Genomic DNA, 26,847 nt, shown 5'->3' on the forward strand with positions numbered 1-26,847 from the left:
CGCGCATCGCGTGCCGGGGGCCTCTCGGTGCGGTCGATTCTCAGGCCGGTATCTCTCCCGATCCTCGCCGCACGAGTCGCGTCGGGAGATCGGTCACCGTCGCCGGATCGTCCCACCCGGCCAACCGGGCGACGAAGCGCTGGGCGGCCAGGGCGCCGATGCGGTCCGTGTCCTGGACGACACAACTGACCCCCGGCACGATGAGGTCGGCCATCTCCAGGTCGTCGAAGCCGATAAGCGCCACGTCGTGCTGCCGTCCGCGCTGCTGCAATGCGCGGATGGTACCCACGCAGATAGTGTTGCGCGCGGCGAGCAACGCGGTGGGTGGCTCGGATCCGTCGAGCAGTTCTAGCGTGGCCCGGAGCGCCTGCTCCTCGGTGCGGAGGTCGGTGAGCTCGGTGCAGCCGGTGACGCCCCCCGCCACCTGCCGGAAGCCGTCGCGCCGTTCCTGCATGGTCGGCAGCGGCTCCAGATCGCCGAGGAAGGCGATGCGGCGGTGCCCGTGGTCCCAGAGCTGCCGAGTGGCGGTGACCGCACCGCCGACGTTGTCGCTGCGGACCACGTCGGCGGTGATCCCTCTGGGCAGCCGGTCGACGAAGACCACGGGGAGGCCGCGGGCGCGCTCGGGTGCCAGGTGGCTGTGGTCGTCGCGGCTCGTCGTGAGGATGAGGCCGTCCACCCGGCGCTGGAGGAAGGCGTTGATCCGGCTGAGCTCGGTGGCGGGCTCGTCGTCGCTGCTGGCGGCGAAGGTCACCATGCCGTGCTCGTTGGCCACCCGCTCCACGGCCGCGTGCACCTTGCTGTCGAAGGCGTTGCCCACGCTCGAGAGCAGCAGACCGAGGGTATTAGTCCGACTATTGGCCCGCTTGAGCATCGCCGCCCGCTCGTCGAGCTGGTAGTGGAGAGAGCTCGCCGCGTGCAGGACGCGCTCGCGCATCGCCTCCGAAACATTGCGTTCACCGTTGACAACGCGAGAAACTGTCTTGAGTCCCACTCCGGCGAGGGCGGCCACGTCCTTCATCGTGGGACGGGAGGTGGCGGCGGACTCGCCTGACAACGATGTCACGATTTGATCTCCTTGTGGCTCGGGTGGGTTGACCATAGCGAAGACATGTGGCTTGACTGTCTCTTGACAACGTTGTCGGTCGTTGCCGGCAACCCGTATCGGGAGGACACCATCATGCGCACGACAACGACCACGAGCCTGGCCCTGGCCCTCGGCCTATCCCTCACCCTGGCCGCCTGCGGCGACGACGCGAGCAGCACCAGCGCCAGCGGCGGAGACACCGCCGACACCTCCTCCGGGGAGGAGGTGGCGGTCTCGCTGATCGTCAAGACCACGACCAACCCCTTCTTCGTCGCGATGCAGGAGGGGGCCGAGGCGGCGGCTGAGGAGCACGGCGTCAAGCTCACCCTGGCGGCCGGCACCGAGGACGGCGACGAGCAGACCCAGATCGAGGCGATCGAGAACGCCGTGGCCCGTGGCGACCAGGGCATCCTCATCACGCCGAACGGCCCTGCTGTGGTCGACGCCATCGACCGTGCCCGGCAGGACGGCGTCTACGTGATCGCTCTCGACACCCCGCCGGACCCGGCCGATGCCGTGGACATCACCTTTGCTACCGACAACCGTCTTGCCGGTCAGCTCATCGGTGAGTGGACCGCTGGCCAGCTCGACGGGGAGAAGGCCACGATCGCCCTCCTGGACCTCTTCGACGACAAGATCGTCTCGGTCGACTACAACCGCGACCAGGGATTCCTCGAAGGAATGGGCATCGACGTCGCCGACCCCAACACCAACGGCGACGAGGAGGCGACCGGCGAGTACAGCGGCGGTGAGTACGAGATCGTCGGCAACGAGGCCAGTGACGGCGCCGAGGACGGCGGCCGCACCGCGATGGAGAACCTGCTGGCCAAGAACTCCGAGATCAATGTCGTCTACACCATCAACGAGCCGGCTGCTTACGGCGCCGCCCAGGCCCTCGAAGCCGCAGGGATGTCGATGGACGACGTGCTGATCGTGTCGATCGACGGCGGGTGCGCCGGGGTCGAGAACGTCAAGGACGGGCTGATCGACGCCACCAGCCAGCAGTACCCGGTGAAGATGGCCGAGCTCGGAGTCGAAGCGATCGTCACCCTCGTCCGGGACGGCACCGCGCCGGAGACCTCCGAGGGCCTGGACTTCTTCAACACCGGCGTGGAGCTGGTCACCGATGCTCCCGTGGAAGGGGTCGAGTCCATCGACGCCGAAGCCGCGGCCGACATCTGCTGGGGCTGAGGCGCATGACTGGAGACACGGTTGCCGCCGGCGACGCCGCCGGGGCTGGTCCCGGCGGCCCGTCAGCTCACGACACGGCGGCGCAGTTCCTCGATCGGCGGACGCCTCTCCAGCGCGCTCGTGGCCTGTTGCACAAGTACCCGGCGCTCTCGCCGGCGCTGGTGCTACTGATCTCGGTGATCGTCTTCGGCTCGCTGAACGACCGGTTCCTGAACCCGACGAACCTGTCCCTGATCACCCAGCAGGTGGCCGTCGTCGGCACGTTGGCCCTCGCACAGACCCTGATCATCCTCACCGCAGGCATCGACCTGTCGGTGGGCGCAGCCATGGTGCTGTCCTCGATGGTGATGGCCCAGGTGGCTGCCAACCAGGGGGCTCCCGCTGTGCTCGCCCTCGGGATCGGGCTGCTGGTCGGCGTCGGGACGGGAGCGCTCAACGGGGTGCTCGTCACTCGGCTCAAGCTGCCGCCCTTCATCACGACCCTGGGCACCCTCAACGTTTTCACGGCGCTCGCGCTGCTCTACTCCGGAGGCTCGACGGTGCGCGGCGGGGAGATGCCGAGCCTGCTGCCCTGGACCGGACTCTCCTTCGAGCTCGCCGGGATCCGGGTCAGCACCGGAGTCCTGGTGATGATGCTGCTCTACACCCTTATCGCGGTGGCCCTGACGCGCACCGCCTGGGGACGGCACGTGTACGCCGTCGGCGACGACAAGGAGGCCGCGCGCCTGGTCGGGATCTCCCCGCGGCGCGTGCTCCTGTCCGTATACGTCGTGGCCGGGGCCATCATCGCGGCGGCCGCGTGGATCCAGATCGGTCGGGCCAACGCCGCCAGTCCCAACATCGTGGGCGATCTCAACCTGGACTCCATCACGGCCGTGGTCATCGGGGGCACCAGCCTGTTCGGGGGTCGGGGCACGGTTTGGGGCAGCCTGCTCGGCGCGCTCATCGTCGGCGTGTTCCGCAACGGCCTCTCGCTGGCCGGGTTGGACGTGCTCTACCAGACGCTCGCCGTCGGCCTGCTCGTGCTCGTCGCCGTCGCGCTGGACCAGTGGATCAGAAAGGCACCGTGATGAGTGAGCAGCAGCATGACTCCACCCCCGTCCTGCAGGCGAACGGGCTGGTCAAGGCCTTCGGCCGGGTCGTCGGGCTCGATGGTTGCGACCTGGAGCTCTACCCCGGCGAGGTGCTCGCCGTCATCGGCGACAACGGCGCCGGCAAGTCCACCCTCATCAAATGTCTGACCGGGGCTGAGATCCCGGACGCCGGTCGGCTCCAGGTGCACGGCAAGGAGGTGCGCTTCACGTCCCCGCAGTCCGCGCGTGACGTCGGCATCGAGACGGTGTATCAGACCCTGGCGGTGGCCCCGTCGCTAGACATCGCGGCGAACCTCTTCCTGGGCCGGGAGGAGCGCCGGGCCGGGCCCCTCGGGTCGGTCCTGCGGATGATGGACCGGGCCGGGATGCGGGACAAGGCGCGGCGGGAGCTGACCGCACTGGGGATCTCGACCCTCCAGGACGTCACGGTGCCGGTGGAGAACCTCTCCGGCGGCCAACGGCAGGCGGTGGCGGTAGCCCGCGCCGCCGCCTTCGGCTCCAAGGTGGTGATCCTGGACGAGCCCACGGCGGCGCTGGGCGTGCGTGAGTCCAAGCAGGTGCTCGGGCTGATCGACACGCTGCGCTCGCGAGGCATACCGGTGATCCTCATCAGCCACAACATGCCCCAGGTCTTCGAGATCGCGGACCGGATCCACGTCCAGCGGTTGGGGCGCCGAGCCGCGGTAATCACCCCGCAGTCGCACTCCATGACCGACGCGGTGGCCATCATGACCGGCGCGAGCGCCGGCGACAAAGCCGCGTAGCACCACGTCCGCCCCGGCCCCGTGCCGGGGCGGACCTGTATCCATCCCCCAGGACAAAGGAGTCCTCATGTCTGGTCCGTCCACCCGCGCCTCCCGGATCGCGTCGACCCGTCGCCGCCTGATCGCGGCCGCGACCCTCGTCCTCGCCCCCGCCGTGACGCTCGCGCCGTCGGTGGCAGCCGTCGAGCCCCCGGTCGGCGAGGAGCCGCACCGCCCCCTGGTCCACTACACGCCCGAGCAGAACTGGATGAACGACCCCAACGGACTGGTCTACCGGGACGGCACCTACCACCTCTACTACCAGCACAACCCCGAGGGCGACGTCTGGGGCAACATGTCGTGGGGGCACGCCACCAGCACCGACCTCGTGACCTGGACCGAGCAGCCGCTGGCCATCCCGCAGACGCGGGACGCGACCGGACGCAGCATCGAGGACATCTTCTCCGGCTCGGTCGTGGTGGATCACGGCAACACCAGCGGCCTGGGCGACGGCGGCGAGGCACCGATGGTCGCGGTCTACACCAGCGCCTACACCGATGCCCACCCCACGCTCGCGGGCCGCCAGGCCCAATCGTTGGCCTACTCGGTGGACGGCGGGACTACGTGGACCAAGTATGCCGGGAACCCGGTCCTGGACCGGGAGTCGCCGAACTTCCGGGACCCGAAGGTGTTCCGCTACACGCCGGAGGACGGCGGTGAGCCTTACTGGGTCATGGTGGTGGTCGAGGCGATCGACAAGGAGGTCCTCATCTACCGCTCCGAGAACCTCATCGACTGGACCTACCTGTCGACCTTCGGTCCGGTCGGCGCCACCGGGGGCATGTGGGAGGTGCCCGACCTGGTGGAGCTGCCGGTGGACGGGGACACCGACGACACTCGCTGGGTGATGCTGGTCTCGATGAATCCCGGGGCGGTCGCGGGGGGCTCCGGGGTGCAGTACTTCGTCGGTGACTTCGACGGGACGACGTTCACCCCGGAGCAGCTGCCCGACCCGGGGACGACCCCGGCGCCGGGTCGGGTCGTGGCCGACTTCGAGGCAGAGACCTGGGCGCAGACGGGGTGGGACGTCACCGTCGACCCGGCGGTGGAGTCCGGCCCCTTCGGTGCCGCCCCGCAACCGGGCGCCTGGCCCGGTCAGCAAACCGTGAGCGGCTACCTCGGGGAGCGCCTGCTCAACAGCTTCGTGGACGGCGACGCCGCCGTCGGGACTGCCGAGTCACCGGAGTTCACCATCGACCAGCCCTATCTCAACGTGCTGCTCGGCGGTGGCCGCCACGCGCGCATCCCGGGTGGGCAGCTGGGCAACGAGCCGCCGTCCGGAGCGCTGCTGTGGGACGGTTTCGAGGGCGACGACACCGGGGGCAGCTCCCTGGCGGACCTGGGTTGGACCGGCGAGGGCGATCTCGCGGCGTCCGACAGCCCGAGCGCGGCTGGAGGCGAGTATGCCTTGGGTCAGCGGCGGATCAACACCTGGGAGGGTGGGCCGCACGGCGACGCCAACACGGGGTCGCTGACGTCCGGGCCGTTCACGGTGTCTGCGGACCACCTCAGCATGCTCGTGGGAGGCGGCCGTCAGGACGGCGACCCGCTGCTGCAGGTGCAGCTGCTCATCGACGGTGAGGTCGCCCGGTCCCTGACCGGCCCCGAGGACGGCGCGATGCAGTGGCGCTCCTGGGACGTCGCCGACCTCGTGGGGCAGCAGGCGCAGCTCCGGGTCGTGGACGAGGAGACCGAGGGGTGGGGCCACCTGACCCTCGACCACGTCGTCCTGGGCGACGAGCCGGCCCGCCCACGCAGCGACGAGACGACCGTGAACCTCGTGGTGGACGGCGACGTGGTGCGCAGCGCCACCGGTCAGGACAGCGAGGAGCTGGACTGGGTGAGCTGGGACCTGGCCGACCTCCAGGGGCAGCGGGCCTCCGTGCGGGTGGTGGACAACCACCGCGGCGGTTGGGGGCACGTGCTCGTGGACGACGTCGTGCTGTCAGGGCAGCCGCAACCGCGAGGTCTGGAGCGACACCAGTGGTTGGACTGGGGCCAGGACTTCTACGCCTCCATCTCCTTCGCCGACATGCCGGACGACCGGACGGTCCTCATCGGCTGGATGAACAACTGGCTCTACGGCACGGCCATACCGACCTCGCCGTGGCGGTCGGCGATGAGCCTGCCGCGCGAGCTGCGGCTGGTCCGGGAGGACGGGCAGGTGGAGCTGCGTCAGGAGATCGTGGCGGAGGTCGAATCGCTGCAGGCTCGTCGTGACTCGGTCCGCTGCGGCGGGCTCCGGGTCCGGGACGGACGCACCGTGGCTCTGGACCCGCGGGCGGAGGCCTATACGATGCAGGTCCGGCTCAGGCAGCGGGACGCCCGTCGCTCCTCGGTCGTGGTGCAGGCCGACGCGGCCGGCACCGGGACCGAGATCGTCGTGGACTGGGAGCAGGAGCGGCTCACGGTGGACCGCAGCACCTCCGGTGAGGTGGACTTCCACCCGACCTTCGCCGGGTCCGCCTCGGCGCCGATCCAGGTGCGTCGCGGCGCGGTGGACCTGACGGTCTATGTCGACCGGTCTTCGGTGGAGGTCGTCGTCGGCGACGGCGAACGGGTCCTGACCAGCCAGGTCTTCCCACGCCTGGGGCAGGACGGCGTGCACCTGGGCAGCGAGGGAGGAACGACGACGGTGTCGCGGCTGCGGGTGAGGCCGCTGGAGCAGGTCGAGACCCGACCGGTGCGCGGGCGGGAGTGCCGTGCCAGCGGTCGCGGGTGAGCTGCCAGGTCCGCCCGGTCAGCCGGTCCTGGTGGGCTCGGCCACCCGCAGCGGGGTGACGGAGATCTCGCGCAGCTCCACGGTGCCTCGCTCGGCATACGCGACCGGGGTGCTCGGGCGTGAGTCGCCGTAGCTGAGCATGCTCAGCGCAGCCTGGCCCTGGTTGACGAAGGCCTCGACCGAGGCGACGTCGACGACGACGTCCAGCTCGACCTGGCCGTCGACCGGGGCGACGTCCGCGGTGCTGATCTCCTGGTAGGTCGGGGGCATCTGGGCGGCGGCGGCGTCGGCGTCCCGCGCGACGAAGGCCTGGCCTGCCGCGAAGTCGTAGCCAACGGTGCTGAACGTGCCGTCCTCGTGCTCGATCCGGAGCCGGAGCTCGGCGTCCGGCTCGGGTGCGGAGGCCACGACGCGCAGCCGGTAGGCGTCCGCCGCGGGGGTGCCGAGCGTGGTGGAGCCGCCGGCGTCCAGGCTCACCGCGGGAGCACGTTGGGCCGGTCCCTCCAGACCGGCCAGGCTGTCCACCGGCATCGAGGTGAGCATCGGCCCGTCCTCGGTCCCGCGCAGGCTCAGTTCCCGGACCACGCTCGCCGAGCCGCCGTGCCACTCCTCAGTGGGCAGAGACCCGGCATACGCCCAGTTGTTGAGCCAGCCGATGCTGTAGCGGCCGGCCAGCTGCTCCTGCGGCGTGAGCCGCGGATCGCTCCAGGTGACGGCGGCGTAGTAGTCCGGACCGCGGTCCAGCCACTGGTGCCGCTCGTCGTCCGGAGCGAAGCTCTGCCCGTCCCAGGTGCCGGTCCAGTAGGCGGTGCCGGTGGTCATGCCGTCGGCTGCCCCGTTGGCGCCGGTGAGCAGCACCCAGCGCACGTCCTCCTGATTCCCGTCCACCGCCATGGGGAAGAGGTCGGGGCATTCGAGCACCCCGAGGCCCGGCGCGCTGAAGTCGGAGGCATACGTCCAGTCGCGCAGGTTCGCGGAGGTGTAGAAGCCGATCCGGTCACCCTCGGCGAGCGCCATCACCCACTGGTCGCGCGCGTCGTCCCAGATCACCCGTGGGTCTCGCCAGGCGTCGACCCCCGGGTTGTCCATGACCGGGTTGCCCTCAAAGGACTCGAAGGTGAACCCGCCGTCGCGGGAGACGAAGAGCGACTGCCGCTGCACCCCGTCGACCTGCTGGGTCACTAGGGCCACCACGGCACCCGCACCGAAACCGGCCGTGTCGTGCTGGTCCACGACCGCGGTGCCGGTCCAGATGTCCCCCAGACCGTTCTGGTATTTCCCGATCGCGACGCCCTGGTCGACCCAGTGGACCAGGTCGGTGGAGGTCACGTGGTACCACTCGGTGCCGTTGCCCTCCGGGTAGTCGGCGTTGTAGAGGTAGTAGTAGTGCCACTGCCCGTCGAGGAAGAACGGCCGCTGCGGGTCGTTCATCCATCGTTGTTCGGGGGTGAGATGCACCGCGGGTCGGTATGCCGCGCTGCCGTCCGCGCGGCGGAAGGGATCGGGGGCAGGGTCCTCGGTCCGCTGCTCGTCGTCCGGAGCTGTGGTCACGGCGTTCTCGGCCGGGCCGGCCACCCGGTCATCTCCGGGTCCCAAGATATGCGGTCGCAGGAGAGCGACGGCGGCCACGGCGAGCAGCAGGCCGGTCACGATGATGAGCCTGGCTCTGGTCCGTCGTGGCTGGAGGGTCTTCTCGGGCATCCATTCCTCTCCTCGGCACGGGTCGGCCCGGTGGCCTGAGCCACCGGGCCGACCCGTCCTGCGTGGTGACTGCTAGCTGTTCACTCCAGGGTGCGCAGCTCGGTCAGGACGGTGTCCTCGATGGCGCCGTCACCACCGAGAACCTCCACGTCCCAGGGGCCGAGGGCCTCCAGCGCGTCCCAGGTCTCCAGCGGCACGGCAGTCGGCTCCACGAGCAGCAACGGGGTGTCCTCGGAGGCCGCCCGGGCCGATCCGGCCAGAGCGTCCGGCCAATTCTGGCCACTCGCGACGTAGGCGGTGTCGGACTCGGCGATGTCCGCCGACAACGCGGCTGCGGTGCCGTAGCGGTTGCGTCCCGAGACGCGGTTGACCGAGGCGTAGCTCTCCAGCGTCTCCTCGACGGTCTCGTCGACCGCGCCCTCGCCTCCGACGAGGACGATCTCGGAGACGCCCAGCTCGGTCAGCGCGTCGGCGGTCGCCGTCGGCACCCCGTCGGACTTCACCAGCAGGACCGGGGCACCCTCGGAGCCCGCCCGCGCCGAGGCGGCGAGCGCGTCGGGAAAGGTCTGCCCGGTCGCGACGTAGGCGACGTCGACCTCGCCGAACTCCGCCGCCAGCAGGGCTGCGGTCTCCCACCGCCCGGTGCCCGCGATCCGACGCGTGGGAGCGCCGGCCGCATCCGCGATGTCACCGACCACGTCGTCCTCGATGGCACCGTCTCCGCCGAGCACCACCACCTGGCCCGGGTTGAGCCTGTCCAGCTCGCGCAGGGTGGAGTATGGGGCGCTGTCATCCCGCGTCAGCAGGACCGGGGCGTCGATGCTACCGGCTCGTGCCGCCGCCGCCAAGGCGTCGGGGAAGTTGTCCCCCGTCGCGACGAAGACGGTGCCGACACCCGGGTCGTAGACCTGGGACAGCGCGACCGCGGTGCTGTATCGCGTGGTGCCGAAGATGCGACCGACGTAGATCGGCACGGTGGTCGAGAGGTTGGCCGGGATGTCTGCCCAGCCGCCCAGCCCGCCGTCGCCGTAGGACCGATCCACGGTGGAGGTGTCGCCCTCCAGGTCGATCCGCACCGTCGGGCCGAGCGTCCCACCGCGGATGAAGTCGTCGGTGGTGCCGATCGTGTCGATGAAGGACTGCACCAGACCGCCGGGCATGATGTAGTGCGAGTACGCCTGGAAGGCGCCCGGGTGCTGGTTGAAGTCGGGGTCGTAGGGGAAGCCCTGGAGGAAGTTGAGGTTCGTCGGGTTCCCCAGGGCCAGACCGGACCCGGCGTTCAGCGGCTGGAAGTCGCTGCGGATGCCGTCACCCACGAAGCCGTAGACGCCCTCTGGCCCGTCGATCCCCGCCGCGTAGGTGTTGCGGTGGCTGATCGTGAACAGGTAGGTCTTGCCGTCCTTGAAGACGAACTGCGGCCGCTCGGTCTGGTCGGTGACACAGTTGGCCGACAGGACCGGGGGCAGGAACTCCCACTCGGTGAGGTCCTCGTTGGTGGCGCGAGCGAGTCCCACGTTGCCGATCTGGTAGGTCGCGCCGGAGGCGTTGACCTCGTCGACGGTCTCGGCGTACGGGTCACCCTCCTGGTAACCGAGGTCCTCCTGGGTGCACCGGGCCTCCTCCCGCGGCATGGCCGTGTTGCCCTCGAAGAGCATGTAGGTCTCGCCCGGGTGGTCCGGGTGCTCGAAGGTCCACGGGTCGCGGAAGTTGAAGAACTCGTTCTGCTCCCCGTCCTGGTAGTACTCCCCGTCGGCCTGCAGCAGGTCGTAGACGTTGTCCAGGCCCTTGAAGTAGACGCCGTTCTCGTCCGCGTGGATCGTGCCCTCGCTCAGGGCCAGCCGCGGGTCGTAGGGCTTGATGTTGGAGCCGTCCGGGTTGCGGTAGAACGCGACGTCGGTGAAGAAGATCTTGATCTTGCCGTCCTCGAAGATCCGCGCCGATCCGGACCACTCGGTCTGGTGGCTGAAGGACTGGTCCTCGAAGATCTGTCCGGTGAGGCCGTCCTCGAAGACGAGTCCTCCGTAGGTCCAGCCGCCGTCCTCGGGGCGCTCGTCCCAGGGGATGTCGGCGGGGCGGTAGAAGTAGCCGATCCGCGCGTACTGGTGCCTCTCGTCGAAGCCGAGGTCCCGGTCGGCTACCAGGGAGAAGATGACCTCCCAGCCGTTGATGGAGTACTGGTTGGCGTCCTCGTCGGTGAGCGGCCAGGTGTCCCACACCCAGACTTGCTCGTCGGACATGTCGGGGAAGTCCTGCGGCACCGTCGGCATGGTGACCTCGGTCGGCATGGAGTTCTCTCGCGAGCCCGCGTCCGGATCAGACATCCGGGTGATCTGGCGGGCGTCGGCGCGCGTCCACTTCGAGGTGAAGTCCGCGTCCGGAGCGTAGGTCTCCTGGGTGTGCGTCGAGGGCTCGGGCCCCGGCTGCAGGTCGAAGTCGTCGGCGACGTCCACCGCCGAGACCGGTGCCGCCGGCACCGCGCTCGGTGCCGGCTCCGCTACTGCTGCCGACGTCCCCAGCAGGGTCGTCGTGACGAGCGCCGCCGCGGTGGCGACGCCCAGCGCGAGGCGGGAACGCCGCCTCGCGGGATGGGTTGTTCTCATGTGCTCCACCTGTGCTCTCCGTGAGTTGCGTTTCGGTCCGGTGCGAAGACTCCGACGGTCACGGTGGCGGAGCGATTTTCTCCATCATGGCCGAGACGATGCGGTTCCCGCAAGGGAAAGTTGGTGGAGAGGGCCTCTTCTCGGCGCGAGGGCGAGTCAACCACCCTTTGGGGTGGATCGAGCACAGCCCTACGACGGGAGCCGGTCCAGGTACTGTGCCAGATGCAGCAGCGCCTGCTCCCCGACGAGCTCCCCCGGGAGAAGCGGCACCTCGACGAGCGGCAGGTCCGGGAGCGAGGCGCCTACCTGCTCGACATATCCCTGCTCGACCCGGTGCCGGTCGGCCAGCAGCGGACCGGCGTCGGCGGGGGAGCGCTTGTTGACCACGAGCGCGCCGACGCCCATGCCGGCCCGGGTGAGCTGCTCGTGCAGCTCGACGGTCTCCAGGACGGGCAGGCGCTCGGCGGCGAGCACGATGACGAAGGCGCTGCGCGCCGGGTCCTGCAGCACCGATCGCAGCTGGGCGAAGCGGGCCTGCCGCCGGTCCAGGATGCGGCGGATCTCCGCGTCGCGGCGTGAGCGGCGGTCGGGCGTCGCGGTCTCGCCGCGACCCCGCGAGCTGCCCAGGACGTCGGCGGCGGCCCGCTCCCCGGCGTCCTGGCGCGGCCGGCCCTGCAGCCCGCGCAGGGCCGCCCCGAAGCGCGCCGAGCGGTCCTGGCGCCGCAGCAGCCCCTCGGTCCACGCCTGCATGAGCTCGGGCAGCGCGACGAGCCGGGAGGTGTGCCCGGAGGGTGCGGTGTCGAAGACGACGAGCTCGTCCGGGTGACGGCCCTCCAGCACCTCGGCGATCCGCTCGAGCACGGCGGCCTCGTGGGTGCCCGGGGCGTCGCGGGCCAGCTCCAGGTGCCGGCTGACCTCCCCCTGCAGGTGCTCAGGCATGAGGCGGTGCATGGTCTCGCGCACGGCCCGCAGGTGCTCGTCGGTGGTGCGGGCCGGGTCGATCTCGAGGCCGCGCAGCAGCGGGGCGAGCTCGACGGTCTCGTCGCCCACGGGCCGCCCCCACAGGTGGCCCAGGTTGTGCGCCGGGTCGGTCGAGACGACGAGTACCCGGCGCCCGCCGCGGGCGAGGGCGAGACCGAGCGCGGAGGCGACCGCGGTCTTGCCGACCCCGCCCTTGCCGCCGACGAAGAGGACCTCGCGCCCGTCCGCCAGCCCCCTCAGCACGCGCGTCCCTCGGTCAGCAGCACGAGAAGTGGTCCAGCGGGCTGCGGTCCAGGCCCATCCGGCGGTGCCAGTCGTGCACCTGGTCGTAGACCACCGGCAGCAGCTCGACGGTGTAGTAGCTCGCCGGGTTGGGCACGCCGAGCGCCTCGGCCATGACGACGACCATGAAGAGGTCGTCCTCGTCCTGCTGCGCCCGGGCGAAGGTCCGCGCGTAGGGCCCGGCGAACACGTCGCGCAGCACCCCGGCTGCCGACCGCAGGCGCGCGGTCGGCGACGGGGCTCCGGACCGGGTCAGCTCTCGTCCGACCGGGTCCGGTCCATCTCGCCCGAGGAGGCCACCTCGGCGGCGGACAGCTGCTCGAGCTCGGCGTCATCGTCGCCCTGGAAGTCCCGCGCCTTGCGCATGGCCCCCAGCGCCTCGACCATCACCCACAGCGAGGCGACGAGGATGACGATGTCGAGGACGAGCAGCAGCCAGTTGCCCTCGGACCAGAAGGTGCCCAGCTGGATGAAGAGGGCGTAGAGGGTCATGACGCCGACGAACCCGAGCGGGATGAGCGCGGGCAGCGCGGTGCGGCCGCGGCGCAGCAGCATGATCGCCACGATCGACAGGGTCAGGGCGGCGAGCAGCTGGTTGGTGGTGCCGAAGAGCGGCCAGATGAGCATGCCGCCCGAGCCGTCGACGCCGGCCCCGAAGGTCAGCGCGAGGGCGACACCGACGGCCACGATGGTCGCGAGGCCCTTGCCGAGCCGCACGCCGGCGATCTCGCCGATCTCCTGCACGACGAAGCGCTGCAGCCGGACACCGGTGTCCATGGTGGTGGCGGCGAAGAGGATGGCGGTCGTCGCCAGGATGGTGGCGGCCAGCGACTGCGGCAGGCCCAGGCCTCCCTCGACGATGGCGCCGCCGCCGGACACGAAGGCACCGACGCTGCCCTGCCCGAAGGCCGAGTAGACCTCCTCCCAGGCGGCGAGCGTCTGGAAGCCGGCGGTGGCCGCGATGATCGCGCCCAGGGCCAGCAGACCCTCGCCGACGGCACCGAAGTAGCCGACGAACCGGGCGTCGGTCTCCTTGTCCAGCTGCTTGGAGCTGGTGCCGGAGCTGACCATGCCGTGGAAGCCGGAGATGGCGCCGCAGGCGATGGTGACGAACAGCAGCGGGACGATCGAGGGGGTGCCCTCGGGGACGTTGCCGTTGACGGCCGGCGCGACGATCTCCGGGCGGGCCAGCAGCACCGACCCGTAGAGGATGCCCAGGGCGATGAAGAGCTGGAGCCCGTTGATGTAGTCGCGCGGCTGCAGCAGCACCCAGACCGGCAGCATCGAGGCGATGCCGGCGTAGACGAAGAGCAGGATGATCCAGACCGCGTTGGCCGGGAGCCCGGCGACGGTCTCCGGCAGGGCCAGCGGCACCTGGTCACCGACCCAGATGAGCGCGTAGAGCGCGACGACGCCGACGACCGAGACCAGCGGAAGGCTCCAGCGCAGCCGGTAGATCGCCTGGCCGACGAGCAGGGCCACGAGCAGCGCGCCCCAGGTGGGGATGACGGCGGTGGGGGTGCTGACGAGCAGCCCCGCGATGACCACCGCGAAGGCCGCGTTGACCATGAGCAGCAGCAGGAAGATGACGACGAGGAAGAGGTTGCGGCCGCGGGCGCCGATGTAGCGGCCGGACAGCGCCCCCATCGACTGGCCCTTGTTGCGGACCGAGGCCCACAGGGCACCCAGGTCGTGCATGCCGGCGAAGAAGACGGTGCCGATGGTCACCCAGAGGAAGGCCGGCAGCCAGCCCCAGATGACCGCGATGGCCGGGCCGACGATGGGTGCCGCCCCGGCGACGGAGGTGAAGTGGTGGCCCCAGAGGACGTACTTGTTGGTGGGGACGTAGTCGACCCCGTCCTCGAGCTCGTGGGCCGGCGTGCGCCGGGAGTCGTCGAGGGCGTAGATCTTGGTGGCCAGGAAGCGCGAGTAGAGCGCGTACCCGGCCAGGATCATGGTCACCCCGATGAGGGCGAGGACGAGCGAGTTCATGGCGGTCTCCGTTGACGGCGCGGCACTGGCGGTGCCAATCTACCCGACGCCGCTCCTCGTGCGTCACTCCCGTCCCGCCCGTCACACGGTATGCCGTGGGGCACGGCGCGGCGGGGGAGCCCCGAGGCTGGTCAGAGGGTCGGGGCGGGCGCGATCTCGATGTCCCCGAGCGTCGTCTCGACGTCGATGACGGACGGGGCGTCCTGCGCCTCGTCGACCCGTACGTCCCGGTCGCCCTGGCTGGTGGCGGTGGTCACGGCATACTCCTGCGACCCGGGCAGCTCGACGTCGACGTCACCGAGGGTGGTGCGCACCCGCAGCAGCTCAGGGGCCTCCTCGCCGGTGTGCTGCACGGTGACGTCGCCCAGCGTGCTGCGGACCGCCGCGCGCGTCGGCGCGCCGGAGAGCTCGATGTGCCCCCCGGTGACCTCGACCTGCACCTCACCGGTGCTGGAGACGTCGACGTCGCCGAAGGTGCCGTCGATCTCAAGCGCCGTCCCCGCCGGCACCCGCACCAGCAGGTCCTGGGAGCACACGCCGAGGTTGCTGCCGGTGCAGGGGGCCTCGACCTGCACCGTGCCCGACCCGCCCGGCTCCTCGATGCGCACCTCCGGCCGGTTCAGCGTCCACCGCGCGGTGGCGGTCACGCTGGGGTCCTCGCCCGCCGCCAGCTCGCGGACCTCCACGTCGCCGCGGGGCGCCACGAGGACGAGCCGGGTCATCGACGCGGGCAGCGCCGAGGTCCGCGACCCCTCCTGCGTCATCATGGCGGGCGCGGTGCTGAGGGCGCCGCCGGCGACGAGGACCGCCGTCAGCGCACCCCCCACGGCCCGCAGCGTGGGGTAGGGCGCCCGCGCGCGGACCGCTCGAGCCTGCGCCCGGGCCTCGCGCCGGTCGGCGGCGCTCATCCGCCCTCCCCGTGCTCGAGCCACTGCAGGACGGCCAGCACCCGGCGGTGGTCGTCGTCGGTGGGCGGCAGGTCGAGCTTGCCGAAGATGGAGGAGACGTTCTTCTCCACCGCTCCCTCGCCGATGAACAGCTCCCGGCTGATGGCGCTGTTGGTGCGGCCCTGGGCCATGAGCCGCATGACGTCGCGCTCGCGGGGGGTCAGGCGCTCCAGCGGGTCGACGTTGCGGGCCCGCGACATGAGCTGGGAGACGACCTCGGGGTCCAGGGCCGTGCCGCCCGCCGCCACCGTGCGCAGGGCCTCGACGAACTCCTGGGTGTCGGCCACCCGGTCCTTGAGGAGGTAGCCGACGCCCCTCGGGCGGCCGGCGAGCAGCTCGGTGGCGTACCGCTCCTCGACGTACTGGCTCAGGACGACCACGGCGACCTCGGGCAGCTCGGCGCGCACGGCGAGGGCGGCCTGCAGGCCCTCGGCGGTGAAGGTCGGGGGCATGCGCACGTCCACGACGACGAGGTCCGGGCGGTGCTCGCGCACCGAGACGGCGAAGGTCTCGGCGTCGGGGCAGGCGTCGACGACGTCGAAGCCGGTGGCCCCGAGCAGCCGCACGATGCCGTCCCGCAGCAGCACGGAGTCCTCGGCCAGGATGACCCGCAGCGGTGCCGGGGAGCCGGCCGGGCGGGAGGCCGCGACGCCGCTCATCGCGGCTCCCGGGCCCGCAGGGGCAGGGTGATGGCGACGGTGGTGCCGGTCCCCACGGGGGAGTGCACGTGCAGCTCGCCGTCGACGGCACCGACCCGGTGGCGCAGCCCGGTGAGGCCGCTGCCGCCGCCGACGACCGCCCCGCCCGACCCGTCGTCGGTGACCGTGATGGCCAGCAGGTCGCCGCTCAGGCCACGGGCGGTGCCCAGCTCGACACCGGCCCGGGTGGCCCGCGCGTGCTTGGCGACGTTGGTGAGGGCCTCGGAGACGGAGAAGTAGGCGATCGCCTCGGTCGTCGGGTCCAGCCGGCCGGCGGGCAGCCGCGAGGTGACCGTCACGGGGACGGGGCTGCGGGCGGCCAGCGCCGACACCGCGGCGTCCAGCCCGCGGTCGGTGAGGATGGGCGGGACGATGCCCCGCGCGACCTGCCGCATCTCGGTGATGGCCTCCTTGCTCGAGGCGTGCGCCTCGTCGAGCAGCTCGCGCACCTGCCGGGCGGCCTCGCGGTCGTCCGGGTTGCGGTCCAGGGCGTCCCGGGCCAGGCCGAGGGTCATGGCCACCGAGACGAGACGCTGCTGCGGACCGTCGTGCAGGTCGCGCTCGATCCGCCGGCGTTCGGCCTCGACCGAGTCCAGGGTGTCCTCGCGCGAGGTGGTGAGGGTGTCGACCCGCTCGCTCATCCGGCGCAGCTGGGCCTGCGGGTCCTCGCCCACCAGCCACCGGGCCAGGACGACGTCGACGCTCGCCAGACCCCGCGCGACCCACGGCATCCCCAGCACGAGCACGACGCCGACCAGCCAGGCGAGCGTCATACCGAGGAAGGACTCGACCCGCAGCCCCCAGAGCACGGTGACACCACCGGCCAGCGGCCCCCACAGCGGCAGGGTCGCGAGCAGGACCCCCTGGACCAGCAGGGTGAGGGTGAGGCCGCCGGCGACGATCCCCCAGAGCCCGTGCAGACCGACCCAGCCCAGGGCCCGCAGCCGCCGCTCGTCCAGGCCGAGGGCGCGGCGCCAGCCCGGGGCGGTCGACGGTGCCCGCTGCCCGATGTCCAGGCCGAGGAAGGCGGCGATGCGGTGCCGTTCCAGCACGGCGAGGCCGTAGGACCCCCAGATCGCCGGGACCAGCACGAGGATGCCCACCCCGGCGCCCAGCATCCCGAAGAAGCCGCCGATCGCGAGGCCGGCCAGCGCCAGCGCCGCCACGGCGGTGACCAGGCTGGTCACCAGGTAGCAGACGGTCCACCAGTGGTCGAGGAGACGGGAGGCCCGCTCCGCTGCGCCGCTCCGGGAGGGTGCGGCCCCAGGCCGGGCGGGCAGGGCCGGCGCGTCGTCCTCGACGCCGTCGTCGGGACCGCTCACCAGGCGGGGCATGCGGGCCGGGTCGGCCCCTGGGGCCCCGGGGGCCTGCATCGACGGACTGCTCATGCCGACCACGGTAGCCAGGACCGGGACCCCCGGTCAGCCGGTGCGCCCCCGGGACGACGGGGGGATAACCCCCCGGGCCCCTCGGCTCGACCGGCCCGGGCGGCGGTTCACGCCTAGGCTGGCGTCATGCGCATCGACCTCAACGCCGACCTCGGGGAGTCCTTCGGGACGTGGACCCTCGGCGACGACGACGCGATGCTCGGCCTGGTCACCAGCGCCAACGTCGCCTGCGGCTTCCACGCCGGGGACGCCCGCACGCTGGAGCGGACGGTCGCCGCGGCGGCCGACCGCGGGGTGGCCGTGGGTGCTCAGGTGTCCTACCGCGACCTCGCGGGCTTCGGCCGCCGGTTCGTCGACGCCGACCCGGCCGACCTCGAGGCCGACGTGCTCTACCAGATCGGTGCGCTGGAGGCCCTGTGCCGCGTGGCCGGGACCCGCGTGGCCTACCTCAAGCCGCACGGCGCGCTCTACCACGCCGTCGGGAGCCACGAGGGGCAGGCGCGGGCCCTGGTGAGCGCCCTGTCCCGGTACGACGCCACCCTCCCCCTCCTGCACCAGGAGGGGTCGCTGGTGTCCCGGCTGGCGCAGGAGGCCGGGGTGCGGGTGGTCGCCGAGGCCTTCGCCGACCGCGGATACCGCCCGGACGGCACCCTCGTGCCGCGCTCCGAGCAGGGTGCGGTGCTGCACGACCCCGAGGACGTGGCGGCCAGGATGCTGCGGCTCGTGCGCGAGGGCGTGGTGGAGGCCGTGGACGGCACCGACGTGCCCGTGCGGGTCGCCTCGATCTGCACCCACGGCGACTCCCCGGGCGCCGTCGCCATGGCCCGCGCGGTGCGGACGGCTCTGGAGGCGGACGGTGTGCAGCTGGCGGCCTTCGCGGGATGAGGTGCTGATGGACGTCACGCTGCTGCCGATGGGCCCGGAGGCCGTGCTGGTCGAGGTGGCCGGCACGGGGGAGGTCCTGGCGCTCGCGGACGCCCTGCGGGCCGGGGGGTGGGGGGTGGACCACTGGGCATCGGCGGTGACCGAGGTCGTGCCGGCCGCCCGCACCCTGCTGGTGCGGGTGGCGGACCCGTCCGACCTGCCGGTGGTGCGGGAGGGGCTGGTCGCCCTCGCCGCGGGCCTGGACGCCCCGCCGGACGTCGCCGCGACCCCGCACGCCCCCGAGGACGCGGTGGTCGTCCCGGTCACCTACGACGGCGCCGACCTGGCGGAGGTGGCCCGCCTGACCGGGCTCGCGGAGGAGGAGGTGGTGCGGGCGCACACCGGGTCCGTGTGGCGGGTGGGCTTCATCGGCTTCGCGCCCGGGTTCGCCTACCTCGTCGGCGGTGACGAGCGGCTGCACGTGCCGCGCCGGGACAGCCCGCGCACGACGGTCCCGGCCGGGTCGGTGGGCCTGGCCGGCGAGTTCGGCGGGATCTACCCCCGGGAGTCCCCGGGCGGCTGGCAGCTCATCGGCCGCACGGACGCCCTCCTGTGGGACGTCGAGCGCGACCCGCCCGCGCTCCTCGCACCGGGCGCCACCGTCCGTTTCGAGGAGGCCTGAGATGGCCGCCCTCGAGGTGCTCGACGTCGGCCCGCAGGTCCTCGTGCAGGACCTGGGCCGGCCCGGTCTGGCCGCCCTCGGCGTCGGCCGGTCCGGTGCCGCCGACCGCGCGGCCCACCGGCTCGGAGCCCGGATCCTCGCGCAGGACGAGGCCCTCGCCGGCCTGGAGGTCCTGCTCGGCGGGTGCCGGGTACGCGCCCACGGTGCGGTGACCGTCGCGGTCACCGGCGCCGAGGGACCGGTCGTCGTGGACGGGCGGGCGGTCGGCTGGGGCGCGCCGGTGCGCCTCGAGGACGGCCAGACCCTCCAGCTCGGGGCACCCACGACCGGCCTGCGCACCTATCTCGCCGTGCGCGGTGGTCTCGACGTGCCCGAGGTCCTCGGCTCGCGGAGCCGCGACACGCTGGCCGGGCTCGGCCCCGAGCCCCTGCAGCCCGGCGACGTGCTGCCGGTCGGCCGCCCTCCGACGCAGACCCCGACGGTCGACCAGGTGGCGCCGCCGGTGGAGTCTCCCGCCGCCCTGGTCCTCCACCTCACCCCCGGGCCGCGCGGCGAGTGGCTGGAGGACCTCGAGGCGCTGACCACCCAGGTCTGGACGGTCAGCGACCGCTCCGACCGCGTCGGCACCCGGCTCACGGGGCAGGCGCTGACCCGGGCGTCGGCCTACCGCGACCGCGAGCTGCCGAGCGAGCCGATGGTGCGCGGGTGCGTGCAGGTGCCCGCCGACGGCCAGCCCGTGGTCTTCGGCGCCGACCACCCGGTGACCGGCGGCTACCCGGTGGTGGCCGTCGTGGAGCCCGCGGACATGGACCGCCTCAGCCAGCTGGGCCCCGGGACCGAGCTGCGCCTGACCTGGGCCCCCGGGACCCAGCCCGGCCCGGCTCGTCCCTGACTGCCTGACCGGCCCTGCCTGCTCCCGGCTTGACGTCTTCGTGTGCGGTTCTGGCCCTCCTGGGGCCACCATCGCGCACAGTCGGCCCTGCCTGCTCCCGGCTTGACGTCTTCGTGTGCGGTTCTGGCCCTCCTGGGGCCACCATCGCGCACAGATCCACAGGGTCAGGGTCTGCACCCGCCCCTGGACGCAGAGGAAGGGCGCGTCGGTCCCGTGACAGCCGACGCGCCCTTCTCGCCAGGCACGCAACCCTCCCGATGACCTGTGGCGGGCGCGCAGGGGGGTGTGCCCACCACCAGTCACATTGCTCTCGTGCCTGATCGACCGGACGGCGCTCACGCGGCGCCTGGTCGATGTCTCCACGCTAACGGCGCACCGGCAAAGGGCGGGTATGCCGCGGGTAAGGACTTGGTCAAGTCTGTGACGGTTGGGGCGGGGCGCCGGTGGCCGCGACGGGTCCGCCCGGGTGCGCCAGACTGCACGGTATGCATCTGGCCGAGGTGACCTCGACGTCCGCCGCGGTGGCGGCGACCCGTTCGCGCACCGTCAAGACCACCCTGCTCGCGCAGGCCCTCACGGACGTGTCCGGCGGGGAGCCGCGCGAGGTCGAGGTGGTCGCCGACTACCTCGCCGGCACCCTGCCGCAGCGCACCGTCGGGGTCGGCTGGCGCTCGCTGCGAGACCTCCCCGACCCGGCCGCGGACCCGTCGCTGTCCGTGCTGGAGGTGGACGCGGCGCTCAGCGACCTCAAGCAGCTGGCGGGCGCGGGCTCGGCGGCCACCCGCAGCGCGGCGCTGCGCGACCTCCTCGGCCGCGCCACCGCCCAGGAGCAGCAGTGGCTCGTGGGCCTGCTCACCGGGGAGCTGCGCCAGGGGGCCGGCGACGGCGTGCTGCTGCCGGCCATCGCCCGGGCCGCGGACGTGCCCGAGCCGCTGGTGCGCCGGGCCGTCATGCTCGCCGGCTTCCCCGGCCCGGTCGCCCGCGCCGCGCTGACCGGCGGGTCGGCGGCGCTGGAGGAGGTCCGGCTGGAGGTCGGGAGGCCGCTGCGGCCGATGCTGGCCGGCTCCGAGCCCGACGTCACCGCAGCGGTCACCGGGGAGCGCGAGGTGGCCCTCGACCTCAAGCTGGACGGCATCCGCGTCCAGGCCCACCTCGACCGCGACGCCGAGCAGCCGGTGCGCCTGTTCACCCGCAGCCTGGAGGAGATCACCGACCGGCTCCCCGAGGTGGTCGAGGCGGTCGGGGCGCTCCCGGCAGGGTCCGCCGTCCTCGACGGCGAGGTCATCGTGCTCGGCCCCGACGGCCGCCCCGAGCCGTTCCAGGTCACCGGTGCCCGGACCGCCTCGCGCACCGACCCGGCCGAGCTCGCCCGCACGACCCCGGTGACGACATACCTCTTCGACCTGCTGCACCTCGACGGCCGCGACCTCGTCGACGAGCCCGCGACCGAGCGGTGGGCGGCGCTCGGCGACCTCGCGCCCGGCCTCGTCGTGGAGCGGGTGAGCACCGACGACCCGGCGGTGGCCCAGGAGTTCTTCGACCGGGTGGTCGACCAGGGGCACGAGGGCGTCGTGGTCAAGGACCCGCAGGCGCCCTACGCCGCCGGCCGGCGCGGCGCCGGGTGGGTCAAGGTCAAGCCGCGCCGCACCGCCGACCTCGTCGTCGTCGCCGTCGAGTGGGGCAGCGGGCGCCGTCAGGGGTGGCTGTCCAACATCCACCTCGCGGCCCGCGGCGCCGACGGCGAGCCGGTCATGGTCGGCAAGACGTTCAAGGGCATGACCGACGAGCTGCTCGCCTGGCAGACCGAGCGCTTCCTGGGCCTGGAGACCGCACGCGAGGGGCACGTGGTGCACGTGCGGCCCGAGCAGGTGGTCGAGGTCGCCTACGACGCGGTGCAGACATCGAGGAGGTATGCCGGCGGCGTCGCCCTGCGCTTCGCCCGGGTCCTGCGCTACCGAGACGACAAGCCGGTCGAGGAGATCGACACGGTCGAGGCGCTGCGCTGACCCCCCACCCACCGAGCGCCGCGCGTGGTTGCCCTGGACCCCACCGAGCGCCGCGCGTGGTTGCCTTGGACCTCACCGAGCGCCGCGCGTGGTTGCCTTGGACCTCACCGAGCGCCGCGCGTGGTTGCCCTTGACCTGACCGAGCGAGGCGCCGTCCTCGGGGTCCGCGGCGAGGGCCTGGCGCCCGGTCTGGTGGGATCACCTGACGCGCTGTCCCTGTCCGTCGAAGCACGGTGACTCGACGTCGAGGTTGACGCGGGCGTCGAGCTGCGGTGCGACGGTGACCGTGAACCCCTGGTCGTTGCGGTGGTACGTCACCGGGCTGGAGTCGGGTGCCGGGTTGTCGAGACGTTCCCAGCCGTTCGCGTCGAGCCAGTCACGAACGAGCTGCGCCTGCTCGGCCTCCAGCTCGGGGTCCGCCTCTTCCGAGACGCGCAGCTGTGTCCCCTCGGCCCAGGCCGAGATGTCGGACTTGGCGTCCAGTGTGCACGCCCGGATGGTCCCCTCGCCGGGTTTGTCCTCCAACGGTGGCTTGTCCTCGAGGTCGAACTGATCCCACAGGTCCTGCAGGATCTCCCGGACGCGGGGCTGCTGCTCCCTCGCCGCTGCCTCGTCGGCGCTTCCGCTCACGCTGGCTTCCTCCGTCGTCGTGGAGCCTTCCGGGGTGGTCGCACCACCCAGGTTCTGACATCCTGCCAGCGTCACCGCGGCCAGCGCGAGCACCGATCCCAGGAACCTCACGCGGGCTCCCCTCCCTGCCCGAAGCTGCCGTCCAGCGGGCCGGGCGCCATGATCTCGGGCTGCGACTGCTCCCACGGGGACTCCAGATCGTCGACAGGGACGGGGTCGGTGCCAGGGTAGTCCGGCTCGTCGTAGACGTTGTCCGGGCCGATCCAGTCGCCGTCCTCCCGGTACGGGATGACCTCACCGCCGGTGATGACGCCGACGATGTTGGTCCATGCGTCCGTCCCGGGGGTCACCACGTGGCTGTGCGCGTCGAAGCCCTCCAGGCGTTCTCCGGCGTGCTCCCCTCCTGTCCAACGCCCGGTCTCCAGCCGGATGAACTGGTCGGAGCTGTTCGGGTTGTCCCCGTGCCCCCAGTCCTCGGGAAGGCCGACCCACCAGCGCACGTCCTCCGAGGCCTGGGCCACGGCGATGCTGTCGCCCGGGGCGGTCTGGGTGAAGCGCTGGACGTTACGGTCATGGCCGTCCCAGGTCTGCCGTGGGTATGTGTCCGGGGTGGAGGGCTGCTCGCCCCACGGGTCGAGCGGCCAGGGGAGCGGTCGGTGCAGCCCCAGACCGGAGCCGGAGGGGGCGACGAGCATCGTGCGGTCCACGTCCATGCCGTAGACGTCGGCGAAGCCGACGATCCCGCCTCCCGCGGAGTGGCCGACCGCGGTGACCGTGCGGTCCGCCATGCCCAGGCCCTCGACGAAGCGCAGCAGCGCCTGCCCGCCGTCCTCGGACCAGCGCGTCTGGGTGGCGTCGGAGGCCACCGAGTTCGGCAGGTCGATGCCCATCCAGGTCACGCTGCTCGTGTCGGGGTCCTCAGCGAGCTGCTGCACCCGGTCGACGTAGCTGCTGATGTTCGACAGGTCCGTCGTCGTCCCCGGCACGAAGATCCCGACGTTCTCGCTGTCCAGCTCCCCGTGCCACTCGGCATACCGACCGTCCCCACGGGGGTCGAAGAGCAGGACGGCCCGCGCATCGGCGGGCAGCACCGTGCCGGCGGCGTCCTCCACGTCGGCGAAGCGGGGACGCTCCAGGGGCTCCGTCAACCCCTCGTAGAGCTCCAGCCGGGCGAGGGAGCGCTCGACCTCCTGGTCCCGCAGCCGGAAGTCGTGGAGCAGCGTCTGGGCGTCCTCGCCCATCAGACCTTCGAGGATCGTCTCGCCCAGCCAGTCGGGATACCACCCGGGCAGCGCGTCGAGCGCCTCCTGGCGGGTCGCGGCGTTGTCCGGCATCGCCTGCAGGACCGCCAGCCGCTGCTGCTCGACGTCGATCGCGCTCTCGACCAGCAACCGGTTGGCCGCCGCCCGGTGCTCCACCGGTATGCCGTCCAGGCTCCCGATGAGCGTCGGGTAGAGCAGCCGCATCCGCTGCTGCTCCAGCGGGCTCAACCCGGCCCAGTACTCCCGGATGCCCTCGATCGCGTGGGGGTCGGCGACCTGGCCGTCCTCGAGCTCGCCGATCGCCTCCCACAGGCCGGACAGCACCGGGTCGTCGGCGTCGCGCGGCTCGTGGTCCGTCGCCAGCGCGGCCATGACGTGCGGGTTGCGCTGCAGGAAGCCGGCCAGCCGTTCCTGGTCGAGCTCGTCCAGCAGGGCGCGCACGGCATTCGGGTCCTGCGCCCCCGCGATGCGAGCCAGCAGGGTCTCATCGGCCCGGCTGTTGACCAGGCCGTGGTCGCGGAAGATTCGCCACGTCCCCTCCGGTGCCTGCGAGCGGGTGAAGCTCGCGGTGGACGAGCCGGGCTCCAGGCCGGCCAGGGAGGACCGGACCTGGGCGAGGGTGTCGCGGCACCCCCGATCTGTGGTGCGCAGCATCTCCTTCGGATGGTCGGTGCGCCCGCGCAGGGTGTCCTCCTGACGCCGCACCTCCTCCCAGTCGATGACGCTCACCTGCTCGCCGACATCGCCGCGGACCTCTGTGCGCGGCCGGTCGGCGTGCAGCGCGTCCCAGTCCCGCTGGATGTCGCGCAACGTCGGGCCGTGGTCGGCCAGCGCTCGCGCCAGGGTGTCGAGAGCGCCGCCCGCCGCACGGAGGTCCTCCTGCAGGATCCGTAGTCCGTCCTGAGCCGGGTCGGCAGCCTCGTCGGCGCGGTCGGTGATCTGACCCTCCCAGCCCAGGGCGGAGGCCGCCTGACCGAGCGTGCGGCGCAGACCCGCCCGCTCGTCGTCCACGACGTCGGCGGCGTCGCGCAGCCCCCGTGCGGCCGTCCGCAGCGGCTCGGCGTCGGCGACCATCCAGTCGGGGATCTCCAGGCTCATCGCTCGCCGGTGGCCTCGGCGGTGTGGTCAGCCAGCGTCACCATGCCCTCCTCCAGCGTCGCGAGCTCCCGCCCGGCGTCCACCAGGCGCTGACGACCGACGGCCTGGAGGTCGGCGAGGGTGGCGGCGGTCGAGGAGCCGGCCAGTGGCCCGGCCAGTCCCGCCACGGCCACGTCGTCCGAGGCACCCTGAAGAGCGACGCCGCCCACGCCCAGCGCCTCGGCGGCTTCCCGCGTCGCGGTGATGTCGATCCGTGGCATCAGCCCTCCCTGCCCCGCATGATAGGTCGATCGGGGCCACGCGCGCTCGTCGTCCGTGCCGTGGGCGGCCGCCGACAGGACACGCCGCCGCGCGTTTGGGACGATCAGAGCCCAGCCGCCCACAGGAGGTCGACGATGACCCGAGCCAGCGCCAACCTTGCCCACAACCTCGCCACCACGGCGCAGGACCACCCCGACGCGCGGGCGGTGATCCTCGACGACATGGTGCTGACGTATGCCGACGTCGAGCAGTCCGCCCGTCAGCTGGCCGGGTGGCTGCGTGCGCAGGGGGTCGGCGAGGGCGACCGGGTGGCGCTCATGCTCCCTAACGTCCCCGCCTTCCCCGTCCTCTACTACGCGACGCTGCGGCTCGGGGCCGTCGTGGTCCCGATGAACCCGCTGTTCAAGAAGCGCGAGATCCAGTTCTACCTGGAGGACTCCGGCGCCTCGCTGCTCGCCGCGATGCCCGGCGACGATGCAGTCGCCGCCGCGGAGGCGACCGGCACCCAGCTGCTCACGGTGGGCCCGGAGGGGCTGAGCGCCTACGTCCACGGTGCGGAGGCGACCGACCCGGTGGAGGAGATCGTGGAGCGCGCCGCCGACGACACCGCCGTCATCCTCTACACCTCCGGCACCACGGGTCGGCCCAAGGGTGCCGAGCTGACCTGCGACAACCTGCAGTCCAACCAGCTCGCGACGACCGAGACCCTGCTGCACCTCGACTCCTCCGACGTCGTCATGGGCTGCCTGCCGCTCTTCCACGTCTTCGGCATGACGTGCGGCATGAACACCGCCTTCGCGACCGGCGCCGCGCTGACGATGATCCCGCGCTTCGACCCGGCCAAGGCGCTGCAGGTCATCGAGCGCGACAAGGTCACCGTCTTCGAGGGGGTGCCGACGATGTATGGCGCGATGCTGGCCGCCGCGCGCGCCGCCGAGCAGGCGCCGGACCTGTCGACGCTGCGCACCGCCGTGTCGGGCGGCGCCAGCCTGCCGCTGGAGGTGATGAAGACGTTCGAGGACACCTTCGGGGCGACCATCCTCGAGGGGTACGGCCTCTCCGAGACCTCCCCCGTCGCCTCCTTCAACCACCCGGACGTCGAGCGCAAGGCCGGCTCGATCGGCATACCGATCCGTGGGGTGGAGCTGAAGCTGGCCGGGCCCGATGGCGCCGAGGTCGGCTCCAGCTCTGCGGACGACCCGCAGATCGGTGAGATCTGCATCCGCGGCGAGAACATCATGAAAGGCTACTGGCAGCGCCCGGACGCGACCGCCGAGGCGATCGACGACGACGGCTGGTTCCACTCCGGGGACCTCGCGCGGCGCGACGAGGACGGCTACTACTTCATCGTCGACCGCAAGAAGGACATGATCATCCGCGGCGGGCTCAACATCTACCCGCGGGAGATCGAGGAGCTGCTCTATGAGCACCCCGCGGTCGCCGAGGCCGCGGTCGTCGGGGTGCCGCACGAGGAGCTCGGCGAGGAGGTCGCGGCCTACGTCGTGCTCGCCCCCGACGCCTGCGCCACGGAGGAGGAGCTGATCCAGCACGTCAAGGACCAGGTCGCGCCCTACAAGTACCCGCGCACCGTGACCCTCATCGAGGAGCTGCCCAAGGGCGCGACCGGCAAGATCCTCAAGCGGGAGCTGCGCGGCTCCTGAGGTCG

At 72.2% G+C, this 26,847-nt stretch carries 21 protein-coding genes and 1 pseudogene; 9 read left to right on the forward strand and 13 right to left on the reverse strand.

The window, feature by feature from the left end; translation table 11 throughout:
• Positions 1-40 precede the first annotated feature (40 nt).
• Positions 41-1,102 carry a LacI family DNA-binding transcriptional regulator gene (locus tag AVL62_RS11710; RefSeq protein ID WP_235585681.1) on the reverse strand — a complete coding sequence of 354 codons (1,062 nt, stop codon included), beginning with the start codon at positions 1,100-1,102 and terminating at the stop codon, positions 41-43.
• 78 nt (positions 1,103-1,180) lie between these two features.
• Between AVL62_RS11710 and AVL62_RS11715 the strand changes: the two genes are divergently transcribed.
• The 4 genes from AVL62_RS11715 to AVL62_RS11730 all read left to right on the forward strand — a co-directional run bounded on the left by AVL62_RS11715 (position 1,181) and on the right by AVL62_RS11730 (position 6,897).
• Positions 1,181-2,278: a substrate-binding domain-containing protein gene (locus AVL62_RS11715; RefSeq protein ID WP_058891848.1), complete on the forward strand. Its 1,098-nt coding sequence runs from the start codon at positions 1,181-1,183 to the stop codon at positions 2,276-2,278.
• 5 nt (positions 2,279-2,283) lie between these two features.
• Positions 2,284-3,348 carry an ABC transporter permease gene (locus AVL62_RS11720; protein ID WP_058891849.1) on the forward strand — a complete coding sequence of 355 codons (1,065 nt, stop codon included), beginning with the start codon at positions 2,284-2,286 and terminating at the stop codon, positions 3,346-3,348.
• Entirely contained in the window at positions 3,348-4,136 is a 789-nt protein-coding gene (locus tag AVL62_RS11725; RefSeq protein WP_058891850.1) for an ATP-binding cassette domain-containing protein, read from the forward strand. Before AVL62_RS11720 ends, AVL62_RS11725 begins: the two co-directional genes overlap by 1 nt.
• 67 nt (positions 4,137-4,203) lie before the next feature.
• A complete protein-coding gene (locus AVL62_RS11730; protein WP_058891851.1) occupies positions 4,204-6,897 on the forward strand; it encodes a glycoside hydrolase family 32 protein in 2,694 nt (897 codons plus the stop codon).
• 18 nt (positions 6,898-6,915) lie between these two features.
• Here the strand turns inward: AVL62_RS11730 and AVL62_RS11735 are convergent, their stop codons facing one another.
• The 9 genes and pseudogenes from AVL62_RS11735 to AVL62_RS11770 form a co-directional block, all read right to left on the reverse strand.
• Complete coding sequence (locus AVL62_RS11735; RefSeq protein WP_058891852.1) at positions 6,916-8,598, reverse strand: glycoside hydrolase family 32 protein; 1,683 nt, start codon at positions 8,596-8,598, stop codon at positions 6,916-6,918.
• Positions 8,599-8,678: 80 nt separating this feature from the next.
• On the reverse strand, positions 8,679-9,572 hold the full coding sequence (locus tag AVL62_RS18230; RefSeq protein ID WP_235585689.1) for a cell wall-binding repeat-containing protein: 894 nt from the start codon (positions 9,570-9,572) through the stop codon (positions 8,679-8,681).
• 9 nt (positions 9,573-9,581) lie between these two features.
• Positions 9,582-11,198: pseudogene (locus AVL62_RS18235) on the reverse strand (glycoside hydrolase family 68 protein); the annotation flags it as partial.
• A gap of 189 nt (positions 11,199-11,387) precedes the next feature.
• Entirely contained in the window at positions 11,388-12,422 is a 1,035-nt protein-coding gene (locus tag AVL62_RS11745; RefSeq protein WP_058891853.1) for an ArsA family ATPase, read from the reverse strand.
• Between the two features lie 13 nt (positions 12,423-12,435).
• Positions 12,436-12,663, reverse strand: coding sequence for a cory-CC-star protein (locus AVL62_RS11750; RefSeq protein WP_327282176.1), 228 nt, complete (start codon positions 12,661-12,663; stop codon positions 12,436-12,438).
• A 50-nt stretch (positions 12,664-12,713) separates the two neighbouring features.
• Positions 12,714-14,453 carry a carbon starvation protein A gene (locus tag AVL62_RS11755; RefSeq protein WP_058891855.1) on the reverse strand — a complete coding sequence of 580 codons (1,740 nt, stop codon included), beginning with the start codon at positions 14,451-14,453 and terminating at the stop codon, positions 12,714-12,716.
• A 131-nt stretch (positions 14,454-14,584) separates the two neighbouring features.
• Positions 14,585-15,361, reverse strand: a complete 777-nt coding sequence (locus AVL62_RS11760) for a DUF4097 family beta strand repeat-containing protein (protein WP_058891856.1) — start codon at positions 15,359-15,361, stop codon at positions 14,585-14,587.
• Positions 15,358-16,059 carry a response regulator gene (locus AVL62_RS11765; protein ID WP_083518919.1) on the reverse strand — a complete coding sequence of 234 codons (702 nt, stop codon included), beginning with the start codon at positions 16,057-16,059 and terminating at the stop codon, positions 15,358-15,360. The genes AVL62_RS11760 and AVL62_RS11765 overlap by 4 nt, the downstream gene beginning before the upstream one ends.
• A complete protein-coding gene (locus AVL62_RS11770; protein ID WP_083518920.1) occupies positions 16,056-17,486 on the reverse strand; it encodes a sensor histidine kinase in 1,431 nt (476 codons plus the stop codon). Before AVL62_RS11770 ends, AVL62_RS11765 begins: the two co-directional genes overlap by 4 nt.
• 126 nt (positions 17,487-17,612) lie before the next feature.
• Here AVL62_RS11770 and AVL62_RS11775 point away from each other — a divergent pair, with 126 nt between their 5' ends.
• From AVL62_RS11775 to AVL62_RS11790, 4 genes are all read left to right on the forward strand, one after another.
• Positions 17,613-18,371, forward strand: coding sequence for a LamB/YcsF family protein (locus AVL62_RS11775; RefSeq protein WP_058891858.1), 759 nt, complete (start codon positions 17,613-17,615; stop codon positions 18,369-18,371).
• A gap of 7 nt (positions 18,372-18,378) precedes the next feature.
• A complete protein-coding gene (locus tag AVL62_RS17130) occupies positions 18,379-19,032 on the forward strand; it encodes a 5-oxoprolinase subunit B family protein (RefSeq protein WP_058891859.1) in 654 nt (217 codons plus the stop codon).
• 1 nt (position 19,033) lies between these two features.
• Positions 19,034-19,924: a biotin-dependent carboxyltransferase family protein gene (locus AVL62_RS11785; RefSeq protein WP_058891860.1), complete on the forward strand. Its 891-nt coding sequence runs from the start codon at positions 19,034-19,036 to the stop codon at positions 19,922-19,924.
• Positions 19,925-20,409: 485 nt separating this feature from the next.
• Entirely contained in the window at positions 20,410-21,930 is a 1,521-nt protein-coding gene (locus tag AVL62_RS11790) for an ATP-dependent DNA ligase (protein ID WP_058891861.1), read from the forward strand.
• A 198-nt stretch (positions 21,931-22,128) separates the two neighbouring features.
• Here AVL62_RS11790 and AVL62_RS11795 read toward each other — a convergent pair whose 3' ends face one another.
• From AVL62_RS11795 to AVL62_RS11805, 3 genes are read right to left on the reverse strand one after another with little or no spacing between them, the layout of a single operon-like run.
• Positions 22,129-22,653 carry a hypothetical protein gene (locus AVL62_RS11795; protein WP_153011772.1) on the reverse strand — a complete coding sequence of 175 codons (525 nt, stop codon included), beginning with the start codon at positions 22,651-22,653 and terminating at the stop codon, positions 22,129-22,131.
• Between the two features lie 14 nt (positions 22,654-22,667).
• Complete coding sequence (locus tag AVL62_RS11800) at positions 22,668-24,920, reverse strand: alpha/beta hydrolase (protein WP_058891863.1); 2,253 nt, start codon at positions 24,918-24,920, stop codon at positions 22,668-22,670.
• The gene (locus AVL62_RS11805) at positions 24,917-25,180 is read right to left on the reverse strand and encodes a hypothetical protein (RefSeq protein WP_058891864.1); all 264 of its coding nucleotides are present in this window, start codon (positions 25,178-25,180) and stop codon (positions 24,917-24,919) included. The genes AVL62_RS11800 and AVL62_RS11805 overlap by 4 nt, the downstream gene beginning before the upstream one ends.
• 135 nt (positions 25,181-25,315) lie before the next feature.
• Between AVL62_RS11805 and AVL62_RS11810 the strand changes: the two genes are divergently transcribed.
• Complete coding sequence (locus tag AVL62_RS11810) at positions 25,316-26,842, forward strand: long-chain-fatty-acid--CoA ligase (protein WP_058891865.1); 1,527 nt, start codon at positions 25,316-25,318, stop codon at positions 26,840-26,842.
• Positions 26,843-26,847: the final 5 nt, after the last annotated feature.

It is taken from the genome of Serinicoccus chungangensis, assembly GCF_001483745.1.
GTDB lineage: Bacteria > Actinomycetota > Actinomycetes > Actinomycetales > Dermatophilaceae > Ornithinicoccus > Ornithinicoccus chungangensis_A.

What these genes read in the sequence shown, in the direction of transcription:
- AVL62_RS11710 (WP_235585681.1), bottom strand. Translation starts at nt 1,102, where the DNA reads ATGGTCAACCCACCCGAGCCACAAGGAGATCAAATCGTGACATCGTTG.
- AVL62_RS11715 (WP_058891848.1), top strand. Translation starts at nt 1,181, where the DNA reads ATGCGCACGACAACGACCACGAGCCTGGCCCTGGCCCTCGGCCTATCC.
- AVL62_RS11720 (WP_058891849.1), top strand. Translation starts at nt 2,284, where the DNA reads ATGACTGGAGACACGGTTGCCGCCGGCGACGCCGCCGGGGCTGGTCCC.
- AVL62_RS11725 (WP_058891850.1), top strand. Translation starts at nt 3,348, where the DNA reads ATGAGTGAGCAGCAGCATGACTCCACCCCCGTCCTGCAGGCGAACGGG.
- AVL62_RS11730 (WP_058891851.1), top strand. Translation starts at nt 4,204, where the DNA reads ATGTCTGGTCCGTCCACCCGCGCCTCCCGGATCGCGTCGACCCGTCGC.
- AVL62_RS11735 (WP_058891852.1), bottom strand. Translation starts at nt 8,598, where the DNA reads ATGCCCGAGAAGACCCTCCAGCCACGACGGACCAGAGCCAGGCTCATC.
- AVL62_RS11755 (WP_058891855.1), bottom strand. Translation starts at nt 14,453, where the DNA reads ATGAACTCGCTCGTCCTCGCCCTCATCGGGGTGACCATGATCCTGGCC.
- AVL62_RS11760 (WP_058891856.1), bottom strand. Translation starts at nt 15,361, where the DNA reads ATGAGCGCCGCCGACCGGCGCGAGGCCCGGGCGCAGGCTCGAGCGGTC.
- AVL62_RS11765 (WP_083518919.1), bottom strand. Translation starts at nt 16,059, where the DNA reads ATGAGCGGCGTCGCGGCCTCCCGCCCGGCCGGCTCCCCGGCACCGCTG.
- AVL62_RS11770 (WP_083518920.1), bottom strand. Translation starts at nt 17,486, where the DNA reads ATGAGCAGTCCGTCGATGCAGGCCCCCGGGGCCCCAGGGGCCGACCCG.
- AVL62_RS11775 (WP_058891858.1), top strand. Translation starts at nt 17,613, where the DNA reads ATGCGCATCGACCTCAACGCCGACCTCGGGGAGTCCTTCGGGACGTGG.
- AVL62_RS17130 (WP_058891859.1), top strand. Translation starts at nt 18,379, where the DNA reads ATGGACGTCACGCTGCTGCCGATGGGCCCGGAGGCCGTGCTGGTCGAG.
- AVL62_RS11785 (WP_058891860.1), top strand. Translation starts at nt 19,034, where the DNA reads ATGGCCGCCCTCGAGGTGCTCGACGTCGGCCCGCAGGTCCTCGTGCAG.
- AVL62_RS11790 (WP_058891861.1), top strand. Translation starts at nt 20,410, where the DNA reads ATGCATCTGGCCGAGGTGACCTCGACGTCCGCCGCGGTGGCGGCGACC.
- AVL62_RS11800 (WP_058891863.1), bottom strand. Translation starts at nt 24,920, where the DNA reads ATGAGCCTGGAGATCCCCGACTGGATGGTCGCCGACGCCGAGCCGCTG.
- AVL62_RS11805 (WP_058891864.1), bottom strand. Translation starts at nt 25,180, where the DNA reads ATGCCACGGATCGACATCACCGCGACGCGGGAAGCCGCCGAGGCGCTG.
- AVL62_RS11810 (WP_058891865.1), top strand. Translation starts at nt 25,316, where the DNA reads ATGACCCGAGCCAGCGCCAACCTTGCCCACAACCTCGCCACCACGGCG.